This window comes from Psychrobacter sp. W2-37-MNA-CIBAN-0211 (genome assembly GCF_040309405.1).
Classification (GTDB): domain Bacteria; phylum Pseudomonadota; class Gammaproteobacteria; order Pseudomonadales; family Moraxellaceae; genus Psychrobacter; species Psychrobacter glaciei.
Genome location: NZ_JBEOOU010000001.1, coordinates 1 through 18,773 on the forward strand (window position 1 = coordinate 1; position 18,773 = coordinate 18,773).

Consider the following 18,773-nt stretch of genomic DNA (forward strand, 5'->3'; position numbering starts at 1 on the left):
GCTTTCATTTTGCTCATGTTGGTCATCATGGCTTTCATAGCAGGATCGTTCATATCCATTTTGCTATGATCCATTTTGCCCATCATATCCATGTGTTTTTCCATCTTTTCGCAGTTCATCTGATCTTTCTGCGCATGCATTTTTGGGTCATGCGCCAAAGCTGACGTTGAAACGACCAAGGCTATAGCAGTGGCTACGATTGATTTAGATAGTGATATTGATTTGAATAATGACATGGTAAATCCTTATTTGATTTGGTATAAAGTCAAAAAATATTTGGGATGTTAAGTTATTTTAAAGCATACTTCATTGATTCTGACAGAGAGATGACAGCAAGATTACAATATTGTCATCTTGCTGTTTTTAGTTTTTAATGTTGTCATCAATCCTTTAGTATAACATCAGAGCTAATGTTACTTATCGCTACCATATTTGTTGATGAAGTATTTTTCAGACTGTAGATGTTGATCTTTGTGTTCGATCTCACAAGCCACTCTCGCATCGATATAACTTTTCATTTGTGAATTTGAGAGCTGAGCATCGTTGTGATCCAAGTTTTTTGCAAATTCAGTAACCGCATCACAGTTATTGATGATTGAAGTACTTAGCTCGGTAGTGTGCGCATTAGCCGCAGTAATACCAATAAGTACAGAAGCCGATAGCAGTACTGCTTTTTTGAATGAACCATATGTTTTCATGTAAAACCTCTTTTGTAAGTTGTTAGATATTTAAGTTGTTAGATATTTGAATTGATTACCTGAGAAAATAATTCATAGTCGCTAGGTATGAACAACTATGTTTCATTCATACAGATTAGCAAAAGAAGACTGACAATCTGATTACGAGCAGATGACATCTTTGTCAGCTACCAGTCAATTTTGTCATCTGTGTGGGTTAAAACGTTAAATAATTATAATCGTACTGAGGAATTACCATGAAAGTACTGCTGGTAGAAGACGAGTTGAAGCTTGGCGAGTACATAAAAAAAGGCTTAACGGAAGCTGGGTTTATTGTGGATCATCACATAACAGGTTTAGATGGCTATCATGCATTGATGACGGAAGAATTTAGCGTGATACTGATGGATGTCATGCTACCTGATGTTAGTGGCTTTGAGCTGGTGCGCAATTACCGAGCGGCAGGTAAGCGTACCCCCGTGCTGTTTTTGACGGCAAAAGATGACTTAAGTGACAAGATAAAAGGGATTGAAATTGGGGGCGATGATTATTTAACCAAGCCTTTTGCGTTTGCAGAATTGATCGTCAGAATAAAGAGTCTATTACGACGCGCCAATCAATCCGATTATCAAAGTACGATTATGCAAATAGCGGATCTCAAGATGGACATTGCCAAGCGCACTGTGCATAGAAAAGACAGGGCTATTAAGCTCACGGCAAAAGAGTTTTCTTTATTACAGTTTCTATTAGAGCGCCGAGGCGAAGTGCTACCACGCTCAGTCATTGCCTCTCAAGTATGGGATATGAATTTTGAAAATGATACCAATGTGATTGATGTGGCGATAAGGCGTCTTCGCATAAAAATAGATGATGAGCATGAGGCAAAGCTGATTCATACTGTGCGTGGTATGGGGTACCGATTGGAGGCTGTCGATACAGTGCTTGATAATAATCCGTCTCACGAAGCTGGCAATATCTAATATGAAACACAGGTTGGACAATCGACGCTTGCCACTATTGTGGCGTACTGTGTTGCTGCTCACGATATTTGTCGTTATGTCACAGATTATTATTTATATTTGGGTACAGCACTCTGTTAAGGGCCATTTTGAACAAATGGATGCTGAGATTATGACTCATGCCGCGTTTAACTTACGTAAGCAAGTGGCAGAACCTAACAGCCATACAACCTCTCAAATGCTAACAAATTCTCAAGGTCTATTAAATAACCAGCCACCGTTAAGCTTGTCATCTGACACAACGTCATTTTCTGCAGAAGCATCAGAGGAGGCTGGTCATCTACATTCTTCTTGGCTAGATTACGATCTAAAAACCGTCATTGCTAACAAAGAGGGACAGATACTGTCTAGTACCCCCAACAACTTTACTCAAGAGCTAGGGGAAGCATTTAATCTGCTGTCACTGCGACAAGATAACGATAAGCAACAGTTTGTGATGAGTATTAACAGCAGATATTATCGAGCGATGGTCGTTGAAGACGACAAAATGCTCGCGCTTATCGCGTTACCTATAGATGTACATCATCAGTATTTATTACAGTTCAATCGTCAGCTTAGTATGATTTTATTCGCTATTACACTATTACTCGTCTCAATCGCCGCATTGAGCGTGTATTGGGGTTTTGCGCCTTTGGCCACTATCGTACAAAAAATGAAAAGAATCAATCCTGAAAGGTTGGATGAAAGAGTAACTGTCAGTGACATGCCATTAGAACTGCGACCGCTAGCAGAATCTTACAACTCAATGATGGTCAAGCTTGAAAGAAATTTTGAATCTTTGTCACGATTTTCAGACAATATCGCCCACGAGCTCCGCACCCCAATAGCGACGCTTAGTACACAAACGCAGGTCATGTTAACTAAGCCAAGAGAAGGCGACGAATACATTGAGCAACTGCATCATCAGCATGATACGTTAGAGCAGTTATCGGTGTTGATTAATAATATGTTGCTGTTGGCAAAAACTCAGAAAGGATTAAGTGACTCGCAAATTAGTCACGTAGATACTGAAAACTTAATCACCAAGCTCGTTGATTACTATGAAATGATTGCAGAGGATCGAGGGATAACTTTTGAAAAAATGGGCGAATTTAAGACAGTATTAGGTGATGAAGGTTTACTGCAACGGTTATTTGCCAACCTGATGTCAAATGCCATTTACTATGCCGCTAGTGACAGTATTATCACAATATCAGCTACCATTATTACCTCAGGCAGCACCCTTGATACGGCAAAGGAAGAGGCTCTATCCTCAAAACAGTCGTTATTAATAACAGTGACCAATCGCTTAGACAAGATGCTCAATCAGAGTGAAGCTGATAAATTGTTTGAGCGATTCTATCGTCATGATAAGACTAGCCATCAGCATTCAGGCACAGGATTGGGGTTATCTATCGTTCAGGCTATCGCTAATGCTCATAAAGGCAAGGTTGGCATTACGATTAAGGATGACTATTATTTTCAAGTCAGTGTAGAATTATTGACTGAGAATTGATCTCAGCCTTCAATATTTAAAGATGTAAATTTGATCTGAATAGATATAGCTTTATCAGCCAATGACTTGAAAAGAAATTTACTATGACCAAGTAAATGCATATCTACCATTTTTCTTATATCTCATCATATTTTTTAAAACACAACTATAAAAAACAATTAAGGAGCGATTATGCATATCACAGCGAATTTTGACGCAGGAAATATTGACGTTATCAATGTAGAAAACAAAAACGACATTCAATTAGCCATTCGTCCAGACGTTGGCGAAGCGTTTTTTCAATGGTTTAACTTTCGCCTATCTGGCGAGGTTGGAGAGCAGTATATTCTCAATATTATGAATGCAGGGGAAGCGTCTTATCTGGAAGGGTGGGAGGATTACCAAGCGGTTGCTTCTTATGATCGTCAGCATTGGTTTCGTCTGCCAACGGCTTATAAAGATGGAAAATTAACCATCGTGGCAGAGTTAGAATGCGAAACCATGCAAATTGCTTATTTTGCGCCTTATAGCTATGGGCGTCACCAAGATTTATTGGCGGCCGTGCAGATGCACTCGTTAGTAACTTTGGAGCATCTAGGCGAAACGCTTGATAAGCGCGATTTAACTTTGGTTAAGATTGGCGATGGTGCTGCCCACAAGCGCAATATATGGATTACTGCCCGTCAGCATCCAGGTGAAACGATGGCTGAATGGCTCATCGAGGGCTTATTGTATAGCTTGCTAGATAGCGATAACGCGACCGCAAAACAGTTATTAGACAAAGCCAACTTTTATATTGTGCCCAATATGAATCCCGATGGTAGTGTACGTGGTCACTTGCGTACTAATGCTGTCGGAACCAACCTAAATCGTGAATGGCAAAGTCCAAGCTTAGACAAAAGCCCTGAAGTATTTCATGTGATTAATAAAATGGAAGCGACAGGCGTGGATCTATTTTATGATGTGCATGGCGATGAAGCATTGCCATACGTATTCCTTGCTGGCTCTCAAGGGACGCCAAGTTATAGTGACCGTCTCGCCCAGCTACGCGATAGATTTTCAGACGTATTAAAATTAGCCAGTGCCGATTTTCAGTCCGAAGTTGGCTATGAGATTGATGCACCGAATGCTGCCAATATGACCGTTGCAACCAACTGGGTGGCAGAACGTTTTGATTGCCTTGCTAATACGTTAGAGATGCCATTTAAAGATAATAATAATTTGCCTGACGAAGAGATGGGTTGGTCACCAGAGCGTTCTATCAAATTAGGAGAAGCATCACTAATTGCAATGCTAGCTGTCGTCGATGATTTACGGTAGTTAGTGATTCAATAGGAGAGAGAAAATAATAGATAACCCAATTACAGTAAATAGTGCTCTTGAACATACGCAACACAGAGATCATAAAAAGCTTGGGCTGGGGGAGAGATAGATTTATTAGCAAGTTTAAAAATTCCGATCTGCCGGTTTAAAGAAGGGTCAACTAAATCTATCCAAACCAGCTCGGGTTCATTAGCAGGGAAGGCAAGCTTAGGTAACGTGGTGATACCCAGATCATTACGCAATAATGAGAATAGCGATGTAATGTTTTCTACCGTATATCTTGCTCTGCGATTGAGCGCCTCGGCTGGTGTGTTTTCGAGCAATCTGCAAGTACCGTTATAAATAAATGGCTGTGACATAAGTTGCTGCCATGTTAGCCCTTGCGCCTGATTTAACTCATCGTTCAGCTCATTGCTTTTAAGACAGACCACGCCAATCGGGTCTGATATGAGTAGGGTGAAATTTATATTCGTTTGATCAATACTGGTGCAATTGCCTAGTGCCAAATCTATCTCACCTGCCAACAATCGATTGGCCACACCAACAGAATTGTCATCTATCAATACAATCTCGATATCAGGATATTTTTTTGAGTATTCGACTAACACGCTAGGTAATAATTTAGTCACTAGCGACGGCACGCTTGCAATCCTGATTTTACCTTTATCACCAGATGCGGATGCTTTTAAGTCATCTTCTAGCGCTTGATAAACGGTAAGAAACTGCTCCATTTTTGGTAAGCAGGTTTCACCAAAGGGCGTCAATATGGCTTTGTTGCCCACTTCAAATAAACGCTGACCTAAGGTTTTTTCTAATTCCTTTATCGAGGCTGATAACGCGGCTTGCGAACGGTTAGCGCGATCAGCCGCCGCACGAAAGCCTCCTTCTTCTACCACAAATAAAAAATGACGCAGTTGCTGTAGCTTCATATCCATACCGTCCAAGGCTATTTTTCAATGATTTATTTAAACGATAGATTAAATCTATCATATTTCAAATTTAATTAGTTAGATTTATCGTTAGTACTTGAGTAGGATACGTCTATAGCAATCGCTGCCCAATCATTGATCAAAGGATATGACGACATGACGACTCATTCAACCAAACAAGCCATCAAAACCTCACTTTATGCGTCTAAAGCCCCTTTAGAGTGGGCAATCACCAGCAATGGTACGTTGTACACTGCGCAGATTCCTATCGATGGAAATGGTGATGTGGTTGCAGGTGGTATCGAAGCGCAAACCCGCCAAACGCTAGACAATCTCAAGCACACACTAGAATGTGCCAATGTCGGCATGGATTCGGTACTACAGGTCATGATCTATGTGACTGATCGCGACTATCTAAAAACCGTCAATCAAGTCTATGCTGAATACTTTGAAGCACCCTATCCAAATCGTGCGGCGCTGGTGATAGCAGGACTGGCTCGTGAAGAAATGCTGGTTGAGCTGGTCGTATATGCCGCTGTGCCTTAAAACTAATTTTAATACTCCATCTTTTAATACTTTATCAAGGAAGCTCTTATGTCAGCTCACACCGCCCAACAGATATTGCAGCAAGACCCAACCAAATCACTTTACATCAATGGTGAATGGCAGGCAGGCGTAAATACCGTTGCCAATATTAACCCATCTGATATCACTGAAACTATCGGTGAGTTCGCACAAGCGAGTAGCGATCAAGTCAAAGATGCCATCGCTGCAGCGCGCCAAGCTCAACCAAAGTGGGAAGCGACTCCTTTAGAAAAAAAGCAGTCTATCCTACAAGCGATTGGCGATGAAATGATTGCTCGCTGTGATGAGCTAGGTACGCTGTTGTCTCTTGAAGAAGGTAAGCCGTTTGCGGAAGGTCGCGGTGAGATTTACCGCGCAGGCCAGTTCTTCCATTACTATGCGGCGGAAGTGTTGCGTCAAATGGGTGATACGGCTGATTCAGTGCGCCCTGGGGTTAAAGTCGAAGTGACTCGCGAAGCAGTCGGAGTGGTCGCCATTATCTCACCTTGGAACTTTCCAACTGCCACCGCTGTGTGGAAGATCGCGCCAGCGCTAGCATTTGGTAACACAGTCATTTGGAAGCCTGCGAACTTAACACCTGCCAGCGCAGTGGCATTGGCCGAAATCATCCATCGTCAAGGCATGCCAGAAGGGACGTTTAACCTGCTACTGGGTGGCGGCTCGTCAGTCGGTGATGCACTCATCAATTCTACAGATATCGATGCCGTTAGTTTTACGGGCTCTGTACCAACAGGTCGCAAAGTTGCTGCTGCGACGGCACCAAACTTTATCCGTTGCCAGCTTGAGATGGGCAGCAAAAATGCCTTGGTCATCGCTGACGATGCTGATCTACAAGTCGCTATCGATGCGGCAGTGGCTGGTGCGTTTGGTGGTTCGGGACAGAAATGTACCGCTTCTTCACGACTCATCGTAATGGACAGTATTCATGATGCCTTCGTCGAAGGTGTGGTCGCAAAAATGAAAACCTTAAAAGTCGGCCATGCGCTTGATGACGGTATCTTTATGGGACCTGTCGCCGATGACAAGCAGCTGGCATCAAACATGGACTGGATCGAAAAAGCCAAACAATCTGGTGCCAATTTAGCCTTTGGTGGTGAGCGTTTAGAGATGCCGCATGACGGCTACTATATGTCGCCTACGTTATTTACCGAGACGGACAACAGCTGGGATATCAACCAAGAAGAGGTGTTTGCTCCGCTGGCTTGTGTCATGCGTGTCAAGGATTTGGACGAAGCGATCGCCATGACCAATGACACGCGCTTTGGTCTGACGGGCGGCATCATCACCCAAAGCTTGCGTAGCAGTGCGATGTTCAAAGAGCAAGTACAAGCAGGTTGCGTCATGGTCAATCTAGCGACGGCAGGTACGGACTATCATGTACCGTTTGGTGGCCGTAAACAGTCAAGCTTTGGCCCGCGTGAGCAAGGTCAATATGCCAAAGAGTTCTATACCATCGTCAAGACCGCTTATCAAAAAGCGTACTAGAAATGTCTTAATAAGAATACTCGCCGCTATCGAAGCGACACGGTGTGAAAAAGCACTTAATAGCCAATGATAGCGGCTACTGATAAAAGTATTAAAGGGAATTGATATGTACCAAGATCATATCGTCATTGACGGATTACAGTATAGCCATTGGGATCGTGACTACTTTAAGATGCTACAAGCCAGTGGTATCAATGCGGTACATGCCACCTTGGTCTATCACGAAGATGCTCGCCAAACCATGACCCGCTTTAGCGAGTGGCACACACGCTTTGAGCAAAACTCAGATCTTATCTTGCCCGTGTACTCAGTGGCTGATGTCAAGATGGCAAAAGAGCAAGGCAAAGTTGGCATCTTCTTTGGCGCGCAAAACTGCTCACCAATCGATGATGAGATTGGCCTAATTAGTGTGATGCGCCGTTTGGGTCTATTGATTATGCAGCTGACTTACAATAACCAGAGCTTACTAGCCACTGGTTGTTATGAGCAGAATGACAGCGGCATCACCCGATTTGGTCAGCAGGCCATCAAAGAGATGAACCGTGTCGGTATGATTATCGATATGTCACACAGCGCAGAACGTTCAACGCTTGAGGCGATAGAAGCATCATCGCGCCCGATATGTATCAGTCATGCCAATCCAACCACAGCACACGATGCCCTGCGTAATAAGTCAGACACGGTTATCAGTGCCTTGACCCAAGCAGGCGGGTTGTTAGGTTTCAGCTTATATCCGTTTCATTTGCCAAATGGCAGCGACTGTACGCTTGATGACTTCTGTACGATGATTGCCACTTGTGCTGACAAATATGGTGTCGAGCATTTATCCATTGGTAGTGACTTGTGTCTCAATCAACCCCAAGCCGTGCTTGAATGGATGCGTAATGGGCGCTGGTCAAAAGCAATGGATTATGGTGAAGGCAATGCCAATAACTCAGGTTGGCCAGATACCTTGCCATGGTTCGCTGGTAAAGACGGTATGGAAAACATCTATAACGGTTTGCTCAAGCATGGTTTTAATGAAAGCGATGCTGGGAAAGTCATCGGTCAAAACTGGTTTGATTTTTTAGAGCAGGGCATAAAGCCTTTGGCTTGAACAGTCAATTCTAAATATTTGTTAACCAGTTATTATGCGAAACCGCTATAAGACGACAGACGTTTTATAGCGCATCCCCATTTGAAATAGACCGCTTTAATATGGTGAGGTTATCTGGTTATATCCTCATTGCGATACCTCTGATTTAGAACGCAACATTAGCCTTAGCATATGGAGCCACATCATGGCCGATTTAAAGGGATTTAACCAAGATGAGCAAGGACGCTCAGCGCCTGTTAATCAAGGAGCAAATGACACCAAAGCCGCCGCTATCTCTACCGATACATTAGGTCTCAAAAATCCCGCGTTTTGGTACAGTGGCGGGTTTATTGTGGCCTTTGTTTTGATGGCGATTTTTGCAGAAGCGCGCTTAGCAAAAATTGTCGAAGTGGGCTTCTCGTGGTCCGTCAAAATATTTGGGCCTTTTTGGCAAATTTTGCTTCTTGCCACTTTTGTTATCGCGTTAGCCGTCGGTGCTGGTCGTACAGGACGTGTGATTTTAGGCAATTTACCCGTACCTGAGATAGACAGTTTCAAATGGATGGCCATTCTTTTCTGCACACTACTGGCCGGTGGTGGTGTTTTTTGGGCTGCCGCTGAACCCATCGCTCATTTTGTCTCAGCGCCTCCTTTATATGGTGAGTCAGCCGATTTACAACAACGCGCTTTTAATGCTTTGTCTCAATCATTTATGCATTGGGGGTTTTTGGCGTGGGCGATTGTCGGTAGTTTGACCGCGATTGTGATCATGCATTTGCATTATGACAAAGGGCTGCCATTGAAGCCGCGCACCTTACTCTATCCTATGTTTGGTGAGCGTGTACTCACAGGTCAAACGGGCGCAATCATCGATGCTTGTTGTATCGTGGCAGTTGCTGCCGGCACGATCGGTCCTATTGGTTTCTTGGGTTTGCAAACCAGCTATGCACTGAATGAACTGTTCGGTATTCCCGATACGTTTACCACTCAGCTAATCATCATTGTCTTTGCTATCGTACTCTATACGTTGTCTGCGATTAGTGGACTGACTCGCGGCATGCAGCTGCTCAGTCGCTTCAACGTCATTTTGGCTTTTGGATTGATGGTCTTTATCTTAGTATTTGGTCCGACCAACTTTATTGTCAACGGCTACATTCAGGGCGTCGGCACCATGATTGACAATTTTGTCCCGATGGCGACGTATCGCGGTGATGAAGGTTGGCTGAGTTGGTGGACGGTATTCTTTTGGGGTTGGTTCTTAGGTTACGGCCCTATGATGGCCATCTTTATCGCTCGTATTTCACGCGGTCGTACGATTCGCCAGTTGATTACCACCGTATGTATTATTGCACCGCTCGTGACGTGCTTTTGGTTCACCGTCGTCGGTGGTTCTGGCCTAGCGTTTGAGATTGCCAATCCAGGGAGTGTCAGTAGTGCCTTTGAGGGCTTTAACTTACCAGGCGCGCTATTGGCCGTCACGCAGCAACTACCATTTCCTTTGATTACCTCGATACTATTCTTGATTCTGACCACCGTCTTTATCGTTACGACGGGCGATTCGATGACCTATACCATTAGTGTGGTCATCAGTGGCGAGCGTGAGCCAAACGCCATGATTCGTACCTTTTGGGGCATTATGATGGGGGTGACAGCGATTGTTTTAATCTCGCTTGGCTCAGGTGGCGTGACCGCATTACAGTCCTTTATTGTGATTACCGCCGTGCCCGTCTCTTTTGTGCTGTTACCATCGTTATGGAATGGCCCGCAAATCGCGCAACAAATGGCGAGAGAGCAAGACTTGTATCGTCCTAATCAGGTAGAAGTGAGACACAAAATCAGTGAAGCTGAAAACGCTCAAACGTCTAAAGAAAGCATGACGCAAAAAACTGATTGAAGTGTTAGATCACCAAACGGTAAGTAATGAACCAACCACCATCTATAGCGTTGGTTTGTTATTTACCGATAGAGATCCTCATTGAGATTATTAACGAAGCTGCTGGTTCAATATATTAGGTAAGGTAGTGACATTATGAATATGGTTTATGAAAATAATGCAAATAAGAAAGATATTGACGTAAAGCCGCCTTTACTTAGTAATGGTTTTCGTACTCGCGATGTGATTATGGACGCCCAAAGACTCGGTGCCATGCACCAAACCCGCGTTAGCTTTGTGCGTACGTTACTGCGTAAGATTGATAGAGAGAAATGGACGCTCAGCACTCATTTGTGGGACTTGGATGAGCAAGGCTATGGCAAGGTTATCTATCGTCTACATACCCCAGAACATCTATATCATCTGGTGGTGTTCTGCAATGAGCTGGCTGATGACGAGCGCAACGATAGGGTGATTGCCCAAAAATGGGATGTCACCTTTGGGCTGGTGTTTGGCGAGATAAGCGAAGAATTGCTGAGTAATCTACAAGCCAACGTACCGCTACAAGAAGCTGGTCGCAACTCCAATATGATGATGGTGCTGGCACGAGCAAACAAGAGCGTGCGGGTCTTTGATCATATCGTCAGCTCACTTGCGGCTGGCAAGCAGCCTGATATTGATGTACTCGCGCAAGTCGGCTATATCCTGCGTACCACGGCGGTCTATGGCAATGGTAAGTTTGGTATTTATGATTTTAAGCCGTTAGATCATAGCGAGGACTTTAATCAGTCGTTTCGAGCGCAGATGTGTGCGGTGTACTTGCTGCGTGAGTTCAGCCTCGATTGGGTCGATTATTTAGCAAAACAAAAAGGCGGTAGCAAAGCCGCGGTTCTGCATCCAGAAATCAAGCGTTATCTGGGGATTGGTAATGCCACCGGTCTGGGTATGGCGCCTTACCTAATCAATCATCCATGCGTCGTTGATCAATGGCTGACCACCCGTGAGGAAGCGCTGCAAACGACATTGGTTTGTCAGATTGAGCCCAAAGAATCGGCGCATTTTGCCAGTCTAATCAAACGTGCTATTCAGCATTTTAACGAGATTGTCACTATCAATGAGCAGCAAATTAAACGCAATGAAACGGTTGTTAGAGAATTAATTGTTTTACAAAATAACTTGATGACGACCATTAATAATAATGCAACATGGGCAGATTTTTTACAGGCGCATGACCATTTGAGCTTAGAGAGCCAAGAAGTCATCATTTCTTGCTTAATAGAGCTGTATCCTGAGCGTGTCGATGCACTGAGCGAAAGAGTTAATGCTGATGAAGCACTATCGTTGCCAAAAGGAAAAATCATTCAAGATTTGATCGATGTTCTAGAGCAGCATTATCGCTGGGCCATTGATATTGATTTTAGTCAGCCTGAGAATAGCCATTGGTTTTGGTATCGTTCGGTGGATAAAGAAGAGCCGCGTATGGGTGTACGTGGTCAGGAGCCGGGTGCGGATCGTGAGCTGTCCTTGGATATCGCTCGCCAAGCCAATCATTTATATTTGGCATTAACACAAGCCAACCCACAGCAACTGATATCTGAGTTTATCTTAAATAAGCCCAAATATCGCTCAATTGCGCGCCGCGTTTGGACAATGGGACATAAGCAGCTGGGTGATATCCAGATGAATGTCTTGCATAAAGAAGCCTTACCCATGCATCTATTACGGTGTAAATTATCGATGTTTGGTGCAACCAAGTTTGATCCCAGATCCGATCGCTGGGTAAGGATTACCTTGTTTCAAGGCGCGCCATTATTTGCAGAAGTGGATAGTGATGAATGGTTGTTTCCTTTATTGCCTGATGTATCAATAGAGCAAGGAGGCTCTGACTTATGATGGTATCGCACAATGAAATCGTCACGATGGTATACAAAGCTTTTACTGGGCTGCACCGAGAGGTGGGGGAAGCTGACGTGATAGCTACCATGGTCGCCGAGCTACAAATGGCAGGCTTGGATGGTATCAAACATTTTAATAATGCCACCCCATATATCTTGAGCGAGACTGACACGCCAATCGATATTATTCATCAAGAGGACAGTGCTATTCGTTTAGATCTGCATGGCAGTAGCTTGGCTTGTCATTTACCGACTATTATTGACTATGCGCTTGAAAAAATGGGCGACTCAGCGCATTTTTATATTTATTTGCAGAATTGTCACAATCGCTGGTTGGCTTATAGCGAGTTGGTAGGGCTAGCAGCCAAAGGCTTTGCTTGCTTGGCCAAATGGGACAATGGCTCTGTGCCCAAACATACATTGTTTACGTTAAATAAAGATTTTGTCTATCCTGACCTTTACTTTTTTGACAAACCGCAAGCCAATTACAATACCAATGACATGGTTATTGAAATTGCCACACAAAACTTTGATATTGAGTCAGACACACAGAATTTCGATCGTAAAATATCGACAGATGCATTGTTTGAAACGCATCAGCGCGCATGGAAAGAAGGTATCTATGTCGACGATGCACAATGGGCAATACTCAAAACAACAGCCGCCGCGATATTGGTCGAAAATAGTGAAGCATCAAGTCGCGGCGCAGGAGGCGTATAAAGAATAAAAACATTTATTTTAGGTTATATGAGTAGCAACTGTTAAACATATTCGACGCGAGCAGTCAGATATTATTTAATTGACATATACCACGGCTAAATTTTGCAAAATGGTACCAACACTTCTACCAACGTTTGAACCTCTTTTCGATCTGACTCATAGTTTTATTTATATATCGACCCCCTCCTTGTCTACTCTCATTTATGTATCACATGCGTTTATTTACAACGCTTACGTCTTGTCATTTTAAAAATGTTCTGCTAGGTTACATAACGATAATATAGTTATCTATATATAAAATACTGTTACAAAGCGCCAACTTCATACAGGTTTTATTAGATGATTTTTTATCTGCCAGAAATGTCAAAACGTAAGAGGTTGTAATCATGTTAGATTTAGCAAATATGACGCCACAAGAGGTCAGAGCACTAATTGGTAAGAACGAAATCAACAAGCCGACTTCTGGCATGTGCAAAGGTCACATACAAGCAAACCTAGTCATAGTACCCAAGAAATTGGCCTATGATTTTTTATTGTTTGCACAAAGAAACCCAAAATCTTGTCCTATTTTAGACGTAACAGATGTTGGTAGTTCGGAACCACGGCTGATGGCGAAAGGCGCAGACTTAAAGTCTGATGTCCCAAAGTATCGAATATACGAGTTTGGCGAGCTAGTAGCGGAGGTGTCAGACCTAACAGACTATTGGAGAGAGGACTTGGTCTGCTTTCTTTTAGGATGTAGCTTTTCCTTTGAGTCTGCCATGCTCAATGCGTCTATTCCTGTCAGACACATCGAAGACAATCACAATGTGCCGATGTATATCACGAATATAGAAACTGAGCCTGCAGGACAGTTTTATGGAAAAATGGTGGTCAGCATGCGACCGATACCTTATCCATTAATCACCAGAGCCGTACAAGCCACCTCTCGGTTTCCGCAAGTACATGGCGCGCCTATCCATATTGGAGACCCTAGTGTCATCGGTATAACAGACATCCATTCTCCCGATTTTGGTGATGCATCACTCATAAAGGAAGGTGAAGTGCCTGTATTTTGGGCTTGTGGTGTGACGCCTCAAAGCATCGCAATGACCAGCAAACCTGAACTGATGATAACGCACGCGCCGGGACATATGTTTATCTGCGACCCAAAAGATGAAGACTTGGCAGTTCTATAATGTTGGATGACAACGCTATTTTAAAACGCCATTTTAAAATGTAATGGCATCCAATCTTGTTTTTCCACAAAGCTCTTAGTAAATAAAAACGTGTCACATCGCATAAGTTTTTTATAAAAAACAATTATTCACTTTTACTCTAATGGAATAGCTAACAATATGAATATTAACTTTACAGATCTAGAAAAGCTGATCAAAATCGCAGAAAGCGCTGACATACAATCATTAGAAGTAACTGATGGTGATGCACGCATCTCTATCGTTTGTCAGGCTAATGGCAATGAAAGCAGCCATCATATTGGTAATACTCGCCATTCAAAAACTTCTCATTCAGAACCACACACAGTAACTTCCTACAATAACACTCCTAATAATACCAGTGCAGAAAACAACTCTATGGATGAAACGGTGACGACGGAGGTCACTAATTCATCTAGCTCTTCATCTGCCTCCCAAGTACTGGCGCCTATGCTCGGTACTTTTTACCTTCGCTCTGAGCCGACCGCTGAGGCGTTCTTTGAAGTGGGCGATCAGGTAGTAGCAGGGCAGACACTATGCATCATTGAAGCCATGAAAATGATGTACGAAGTCAAGGCAGAAGCTGACGGTACGATTCAAGAGATTCTGATTGATGAAGGTGACGTCGTAGAATATGCACAGCCCTTATTTATTATAGCGCCAGACAGTTAGAGCCACTCAATATTGTATAGACGCTGCACAAACACTGTATTTGACACTATATTTTTAAGGGAATAAATATGTTCACAAAAATCTTAATTGCCAATCGTGGCGAGATTGCTCTACGTATTATCCGAGCTTGTAAGCAGCTGGGTATTCAGTCAGTCATTGCCCATTCTGAATCAGACAAAGACTCGTTACCCGTACGCTTAGCCGATGAAAAAATCTGTATCGGGCCTGCCAATGCCACGCACAGCTACCTCAATCAAAGAGCGCTAGTTTCTGCAGCGAAAATCACCAACGCACAAGCCATCCATCCAGGCTATGGCTTTTTGTCTGAAAACGCAGACTTTGCGGCCTTGATTGAAGACTCAGGTCTCACGTTTATTGGCCCAACGGCTGACAATATCAGAAATATGGGCGACAAGGTTGAAGCCAAAAAACAAATGACAATGGCTGGCGTGCCCTGTGTGCCTGGTTCTGATGGCGCATTGCCTGCTGATTCAGAGCAAGTTATCAAGATTGCCAGTGACGTTGGTTATCCAGTCATCATTAAAGCAGCAAGCGGTGGCGGCGGTCGTGGTATGCGCGTGGTCGAAAAAGAAGCCGACTTACTCTCTGCGATTTCTATGACGCAAACAGAAGCCAAAGCCAATTTTGGTAGCGCTATCGTTTATCTCGAAAAATACCTACAAGCACCTCGTCATATCGAAATGCAAGTCATGTCCGATACCCACGGCAATGCGATTTATTTAGGCGAGCGTGATTGCTCTATGCAGCGTCGTCATCAAAAAGTCATTGAAGAAGCGCCAGCACCCGGGATCACCGAAGAGCAGCGCCAGAAAATAGGCCAAGCCTGTGTCACAGCTTGCGAGCAAATGCAGTATAGAGGCGCAGGCACGTTTGAGTTTTTATACGAAAACGGCGAGTTCTTCTTTATCGAGATGAACACCCGTGTGCAAGTTGAGCACACCATCACTGAGATGGTGACGGGCGTCGATATTGTACAGGAGCAAATAAGAGTAGCTGCAGGGCTTCCATTGGCATACAAACAGAATGATATCGCCATTACCGGACACGCTTTTGAGTGCCGTATCAATGCCGAAAACGCGCAGACATTTTTGCCAAATGCTGGGCGCATAGACTACTGCCACATGCCAGCAGGGTTTGGTATCAGAGTGGATAGCCATGCTGAGTCGAACTACACTGTGCCGCCATCTTATGACAGCTTAATTGCCAAGATATGTGTACAAGATCGTTCAAGAGAAAAAGCGATAGAAAAAATGCGTGCGGCTCTATCGGAGGCGCAAATTACGGGTATTGATACCAATATTAGTCTGCATCAGCGACTCTTTGAAGATAAGGTGTTTTGTGAGGGTCAAATGAGCATTCATTATCTAGAACAGTGGATACAAGACAATATATAAATCAGGTCTTGCCCGCAAAAATGAAAACCAAATCTGACATTAGCGTCAGAATGAAGATAACAGATAATGGAGCACGTGCTAATGGAACTACAATGGCAACTATGCAGTGAAACCAATCTAGCATTGTTTTTCCCCAAACCAACCACCTTAGAAAAACAACAAAAATGCTGGGCTTTATCAGACAGCATCCAAAAAATGCCAGAAGTCATCGAAGTGGTGATTGGTATGAATACGCTCAGTGTGTTCATCGTGCCATTAACGTGGGCTGAGCTTACTACCTTTAAAGATAAGCTGTCAGACCTACTCAATGATATCCCTTCAAAAACCATCCAAGGCAAACACGTCGAGATACCCGTACAGTACGGCGGTAAGTATGGCCCTGATTTGGCAGCCATGGCGAATGAGCTAAACCTCTCGGTTGAAGCCGTTGTTGAGCTACATACTAAAGCCACTTATACCGTTTACTTTATCGGTTTTCAGCCAGGGTTTCCTTATCTTGACGGGTTGTCTGAGTCGCTGTACTTCCCAAGACACGCCATCCCTAGAACTCAAGTGCCGGCAGGCTCAGTGGGTATCGGCGGCGAGCAGACAGGGGTGTACCCTTTTGAGTCTCCAGGCGGTTGGCAGTTACTCGGCCAGACGGATACTGCTTTATTTGATTTAACCAAGACCTCTCCGACGTTACTTAACGCAGGCGATACTTTGACATTTAAAGCGATTGATATTCATCAATAAGCGATAAATAAAAGATGCATGAATCAAAAAGACAAATAAACAGGTGGTATCAATGAAAGTTTTAACCGCAAGTGCCCTTGCCAGTATTCAAGATTCGGGACGACTGGGTTACCGAAGCATGGGCGTGGGTAGAAATGGCGTGATGGACAGCTGGGCGCTACAAGCTGGTAACGCTTTGATGAAAAATGAGGCAAACGAACCTGCTATTGAAATAGCGCTCGGTGAGCTAACCATACAGTTTGAAGAAAGTGTCAGTTTTTGCTTAACAGGTGCTTTATACGAGGCGTATTTAGACGACAAGCGTGTTCCTTGCTATTGGCGTATCAATGCGACGGCTGGGCAGACGCTCAAACTTTTGCGCCCGCTACAAGGTATGTATAGCTATTTATGTGTGCACGGTGGCTTCGATATTGAGCCAGTATTACAGTCGGTTAGCACCAATCTCAAAGCAGGATTTGGCGGATTTGAAGGCAGATACCTAAAAGCCGATGACAGCTTAACGGTAAAAACTGAATCCAGCCTACCTGTGATTGGGGTAGCTCGTCTTGCACCAACCGAGGTTATTCGAGTGATAAAAAGCAGCGAATATGACTGCTTCACTGAGTCTTCTAAACAAGCGTTTGAGACCCAGCCATGGAAACTACAAAGCAGTAGCAACCGTATGGGCTACCGTTTGGAGGGAGCTACAGCGCTTGAATTTAGTAAGCCTGTAGAAATGAGCTCACATGGTGTTGATATTGGTATGATTCAGGTACCACCGCAAGGGCAACCGATTATTTTGATGGCGGATGGGCAAACAACGGGTGGCTATCCGAAAATTGCAACCGTGATTCAAGCAGACATAGGTCTGATGGCACAGATTAGATTTGGCAAAGCCTGTCATTTCGCCGTTGTGTCATTAGAGCAAGCGTTAAAGGAACAGCAAAACAGACAACACTATATCGATCAAATTAAGGAGTATGCCAATGAAAATTGATTTAAATGCTGATGTGGCGGAAGGCTGCGGGCAAGACGATAAATTATTAACGATAGTCAGCTCAGCGAATGTCTGCTGCGGTCTTCATGCTGGTTCTTACAGCGAGATGCTAGCCACGTTGCAATTGGCAAAAGCAAACAACGTGAGCGTAGGCGCACATCCTGGTCTAAACGATAGAGAAAACTTTGGCCGTATTCATGAGCCGTTAAGCGAAGCCGATTATCGTGCTTTATTGGTGTATCAGTTGGGTGCAACCAAAGCGCTCTGTGACTTGGTTGGTGTGTCATTAGACTACGTAAAACCGCATGGTGCATTGTACAATCAAGCCGCTATTGATGAAGATTTATCAGACATCTTGGTAAGTGAAATAAAACGATTTGATCCAAGCCTAAAGGTCATGGGTTTGTCCGGCGGCTATTTGGTTAAATCAGCCAAAAAACATGGTTTAGAAGCCATATCAGAAGTGTTTGCCGATAGAAACTATGAAAAAGACGGCTCGCTGGTCTCTCGTAGCAAAGACAACGCCTTGATAACTGACACAGACGATGCGGTTAAGCATGTATTGCAGATGATTACTGAAGGGACGGTCACCAGTGTTTGTGGCCAAACCGTACCAGTAGAAGCGCAAAGCATCTGCCTACATGGGGATGGTGAACACGCTATTTTATTTGCACAAGAAATAAAGAAACAACTAGAGCTCAAAGGTATCACTATCTCTGCCTAA

General features: G+C 43.8%; 18 protein-coding genes. 15 read left to right on the plus strand and 3 right to left on the minus strand.

Translation table 11 applies throughout. The features are described from left to right. Together AAEY72_RS00005 and AAEY72_RS00010 are read right to left on the minus strand one after the other, a co-directional pair. Positions 1-236: hypothetical protein (locus AAEY72_RS00005; protein ID WP_352308922.1), on the minus strand; the 236-nt coding region annotated here is incomplete at its 3' end. 177 nt (positions 237-413) lie between these two features. Then, positions 414-698, minus strand: coding sequence for a hypothetical protein (locus AAEY72_RS00010; protein WP_010200946.1), 285 nt, complete (start codon positions 696-698; stop codon positions 414-416). A 236-nt stretch (positions 699-934) separates the two neighbouring features. Between AAEY72_RS00010 and AAEY72_RS00015 the strand changes: the two genes are divergently transcribed. From AAEY72_RS00015 to AAEY72_RS00025, 3 genes are all read left to right on the plus strand, one after another. Continuing rightward, on the plus strand, positions 935-1,657 hold the full coding sequence (locus AAEY72_RS00015; protein ID WP_352308923.1) for a heavy metal response regulator transcription factor: 723 nt from the start codon (positions 935-937) through the stop codon (positions 1,655-1,657). A 1-nt stretch (position 1,658) separates the two neighbouring features. Beyond that, positions 1,659-3,191 carry an ATP-binding protein gene (locus AAEY72_RS00020; RefSeq protein WP_352308924.1) on the plus strand — a complete coding sequence of 511 codons (1,533 nt, stop codon included), beginning with the start codon at positions 1,659-1,661 and terminating at the stop codon, positions 3,189-3,191. A 171-nt stretch (positions 3,192-3,362) separates the two neighbouring features. Continuing rightward, on the plus strand, positions 3,363-4,490 hold the full coding sequence (locus AAEY72_RS00025) for a M14 family metallopeptidase (RefSeq protein WP_352308925.1): 1,128 nt from the start codon (positions 3,363-3,365) through the stop codon (positions 4,488-4,490). A 41-nt stretch (positions 4,491-4,531) separates the two neighbouring features. Here AAEY72_RS00025 and AAEY72_RS00030 read toward each other — a convergent pair whose 3' ends face one another. Continuing rightward, entirely contained in the window at positions 4,532-5,422 is an 891-nt protein-coding gene (locus tag AAEY72_RS00030) for a LysR family transcriptional regulator (protein WP_352308926.1), read from the minus strand. A 156-nt stretch (positions 5,423-5,578) separates the two neighbouring features. On the opposite strand from AAEY72_RS00030, the gene AAEY72_RS00035 reads away from it, so the two are divergent. The 12 genes from AAEY72_RS00035 to pxpA all read left to right on the plus strand — a co-directional run bounded on the left by AAEY72_RS00035 (position 5,579) and on the right by pxpA (position 18,773). Further along, the gene (locus AAEY72_RS00035) at positions 5,579-5,968 is read left to right on the plus strand and encodes a RidA family protein (protein ID WP_352308927.1); all 390 of its coding nucleotides are present in this window, start codon (positions 5,579-5,581) and stop codon (positions 5,966-5,968) included. A 48-nt stretch (positions 5,969-6,016) separates the two neighbouring features. Then, a complete protein-coding gene (locus AAEY72_RS00040) occupies positions 6,017-7,492 on the plus strand; it encodes an aldehyde dehydrogenase family protein (protein ID WP_352308928.1) in 1,476 nt (491 codons plus the stop codon). 106 nt (positions 7,493-7,598) lie between these two features. Continuing rightward, positions 7,599-8,588, plus strand: coding sequence for a membrane dipeptidase (locus AAEY72_RS00045; protein WP_352308929.1), 990 nt, complete (start codon positions 7,599-7,601; stop codon positions 8,586-8,588). A 184-nt stretch (positions 8,589-8,772) separates the two neighbouring features. Further along, positions 8,773-10,461, plus strand: a complete 1,689-nt coding sequence (locus tag AAEY72_RS00050; protein WP_352308930.1) for a BCCT family transporter — start codon at positions 8,773-8,775, stop codon at positions 10,459-10,461. 135 nt (positions 10,462-10,596) lie between these two features. Beyond that, a complete protein-coding gene (locus AAEY72_RS00055) occupies positions 10,597-12,333 on the plus strand; it encodes a hypothetical protein (protein WP_352308931.1) in 1,737 nt (578 codons plus the stop codon). Continuing rightward, positions 12,330-13,055, plus strand: a complete 726-nt coding sequence (locus AAEY72_RS00060) for a DUF3726 domain-containing protein (protein WP_352308932.1) — start codon at positions 12,330-12,332, stop codon at positions 13,053-13,055. Before AAEY72_RS00055 ends, AAEY72_RS00060 begins: the two co-directional genes overlap by 4 nt. Positions 13,056-13,441: 386 nt before the next feature. Beyond that, a complete protein-coding gene (locus AAEY72_RS00065) occupies positions 13,442-14,233 on the plus strand; it encodes a putative hydro-lyase (protein ID WP_194365333.1) in 792 nt (263 codons plus the stop codon). Between the two features lie 159 nt (positions 14,234-14,392). Beyond that, a complete protein-coding gene (locus AAEY72_RS00070; protein ID WP_352308933.1) occupies positions 14,393-14,923 on the plus strand; it encodes an acetyl-CoA carboxylase biotin carboxyl carrier protein in 531 nt (176 codons plus the stop codon). A gap of 68 nt (positions 14,924-14,991) precedes the next feature. After that, entirely contained in the window at positions 14,992-16,338 is a 1,347-nt protein-coding gene (gene accC, locus AAEY72_RS00075) for an acetyl-CoA carboxylase biotin carboxylase subunit (protein WP_352308934.1), read from the plus strand. Positions 16,339-16,419: 81 nt separating this feature from the next. Next, positions 16,420-17,073, plus strand: a complete 654-nt coding sequence (gene pxpB, locus AAEY72_RS00080) for a 5-oxoprolinase subunit PxpB (RefSeq protein WP_352308935.1) — start codon at positions 16,420-16,422, stop codon at positions 17,071-17,073. A gap of 52 nt (positions 17,074-17,125) precedes the next feature. Then, a complete protein-coding gene (locus AAEY72_RS00085; protein ID WP_352308936.1) occupies positions 17,126-18,049 on the plus strand; it encodes a 5-oxoprolinase subunit C family protein in 924 nt (307 codons plus the stop codon). Next, positions 18,039-18,773, plus strand: coding sequence for a 5-oxoprolinase subunit PxpA (pxpA, locus tag AAEY72_RS00090; RefSeq protein ID WP_352308937.1), 735 nt, complete (start codon positions 18,039-18,041; stop codon positions 18,771-18,773). The genes AAEY72_RS00085 and pxpA overlap by 11 nt, the downstream gene beginning before the upstream one ends.

Bases quoted from the DNA above. Each gene is read 5' to 3' on its own strand.
- AAEY72_RS00010 (WP_010200946.1), bottom strand. From the start codon at position 698: ATGAAAACATATGGTTCATTCAAAAAAGCAGTACTGCTATCGGCTTCT.
- AAEY72_RS00015 (WP_352308923.1), top strand. From the start codon at position 935: ATGAAAGTACTGCTGGTAGAAGACGAGTTGAAGCTTGGCGAGTACATA.
- AAEY72_RS00020 (WP_352308924.1), top strand. From the start codon at position 1,659: ATGAAACACAGGTTGGACAATCGACGCTTGCCACTATTGTGGCGTACT.
- AAEY72_RS00025 (WP_352308925.1), top strand. From the start codon at position 3,363: ATGCATATCACAGCGAATTTTGACGCAGGAAATATTGACGTTATCAAT.
- AAEY72_RS00030 (WP_352308926.1), bottom strand. From the start codon at position 5,422: ATGAAGCTACAGCAACTGCGTCATTTTTTATTTGTGGTAGAAGAAGGA.
- AAEY72_RS00035 (WP_352308927.1), top strand. From the start codon at position 5,579: ATGACGACTCATTCAACCAAACAAGCCATCAAAACCTCACTTTATGCG.
- AAEY72_RS00040 (WP_352308928.1), top strand. From the start codon at position 6,017: ATGTCAGCTCACACCGCCCAACAGATATTGCAGCAAGACCCAACCAAA.
- AAEY72_RS00045 (WP_352308929.1), top strand. From the start codon at position 7,599: ATGTACCAAGATCATATCGTCATTGACGGATTACAGTATAGCCATTGG.
- AAEY72_RS00050 (WP_352308930.1), top strand. From the start codon at position 8,773: ATGGCCGATTTAAAGGGATTTAACCAAGATGAGCAAGGACGCTCAGCG.
- AAEY72_RS00055 (WP_352308931.1), top strand. From the start codon at position 10,597: ATGAATATGGTTTATGAAAATAATGCAAATAAGAAAGATATTGACGTA.
- AAEY72_RS00060 (WP_352308932.1), top strand. From the start codon at position 12,330: ATGATGGTATCGCACAATGAAATCGTCACGATGGTATACAAAGCTTTT.
- AAEY72_RS00065 (WP_194365333.1), top strand. From the start codon at position 13,442: ATGTTAGATTTAGCAAATATGACGCCACAAGAGGTCAGAGCACTAATT.
- AAEY72_RS00070 (WP_352308933.1), top strand. From the start codon at position 14,393: ATGAATATTAACTTTACAGATCTAGAAAAGCTGATCAAAATCGCAGAA.
- accC (WP_352308934.1), top strand. From the start codon at position 14,992: ATGTTCACAAAAATCTTAATTGCCAATCGTGGCGAGATTGCTCTACGT.
- pxpB (WP_352308935.1), top strand. From the start codon at position 16,420: ATGGAACTACAATGGCAACTATGCAGTGAAACCAATCTAGCATTGTTT.
- AAEY72_RS00085 (WP_352308936.1), top strand. From the start codon at position 17,126: ATGAAAGTTTTAACCGCAAGTGCCCTTGCCAGTATTCAAGATTCGGGA.
- pxpA (WP_352308937.1), top strand. From the start codon at position 18,039: ATGAAAATTGATTTAAATGCTGATGTGGCGGAAGGCTGCGGGCAAGAC.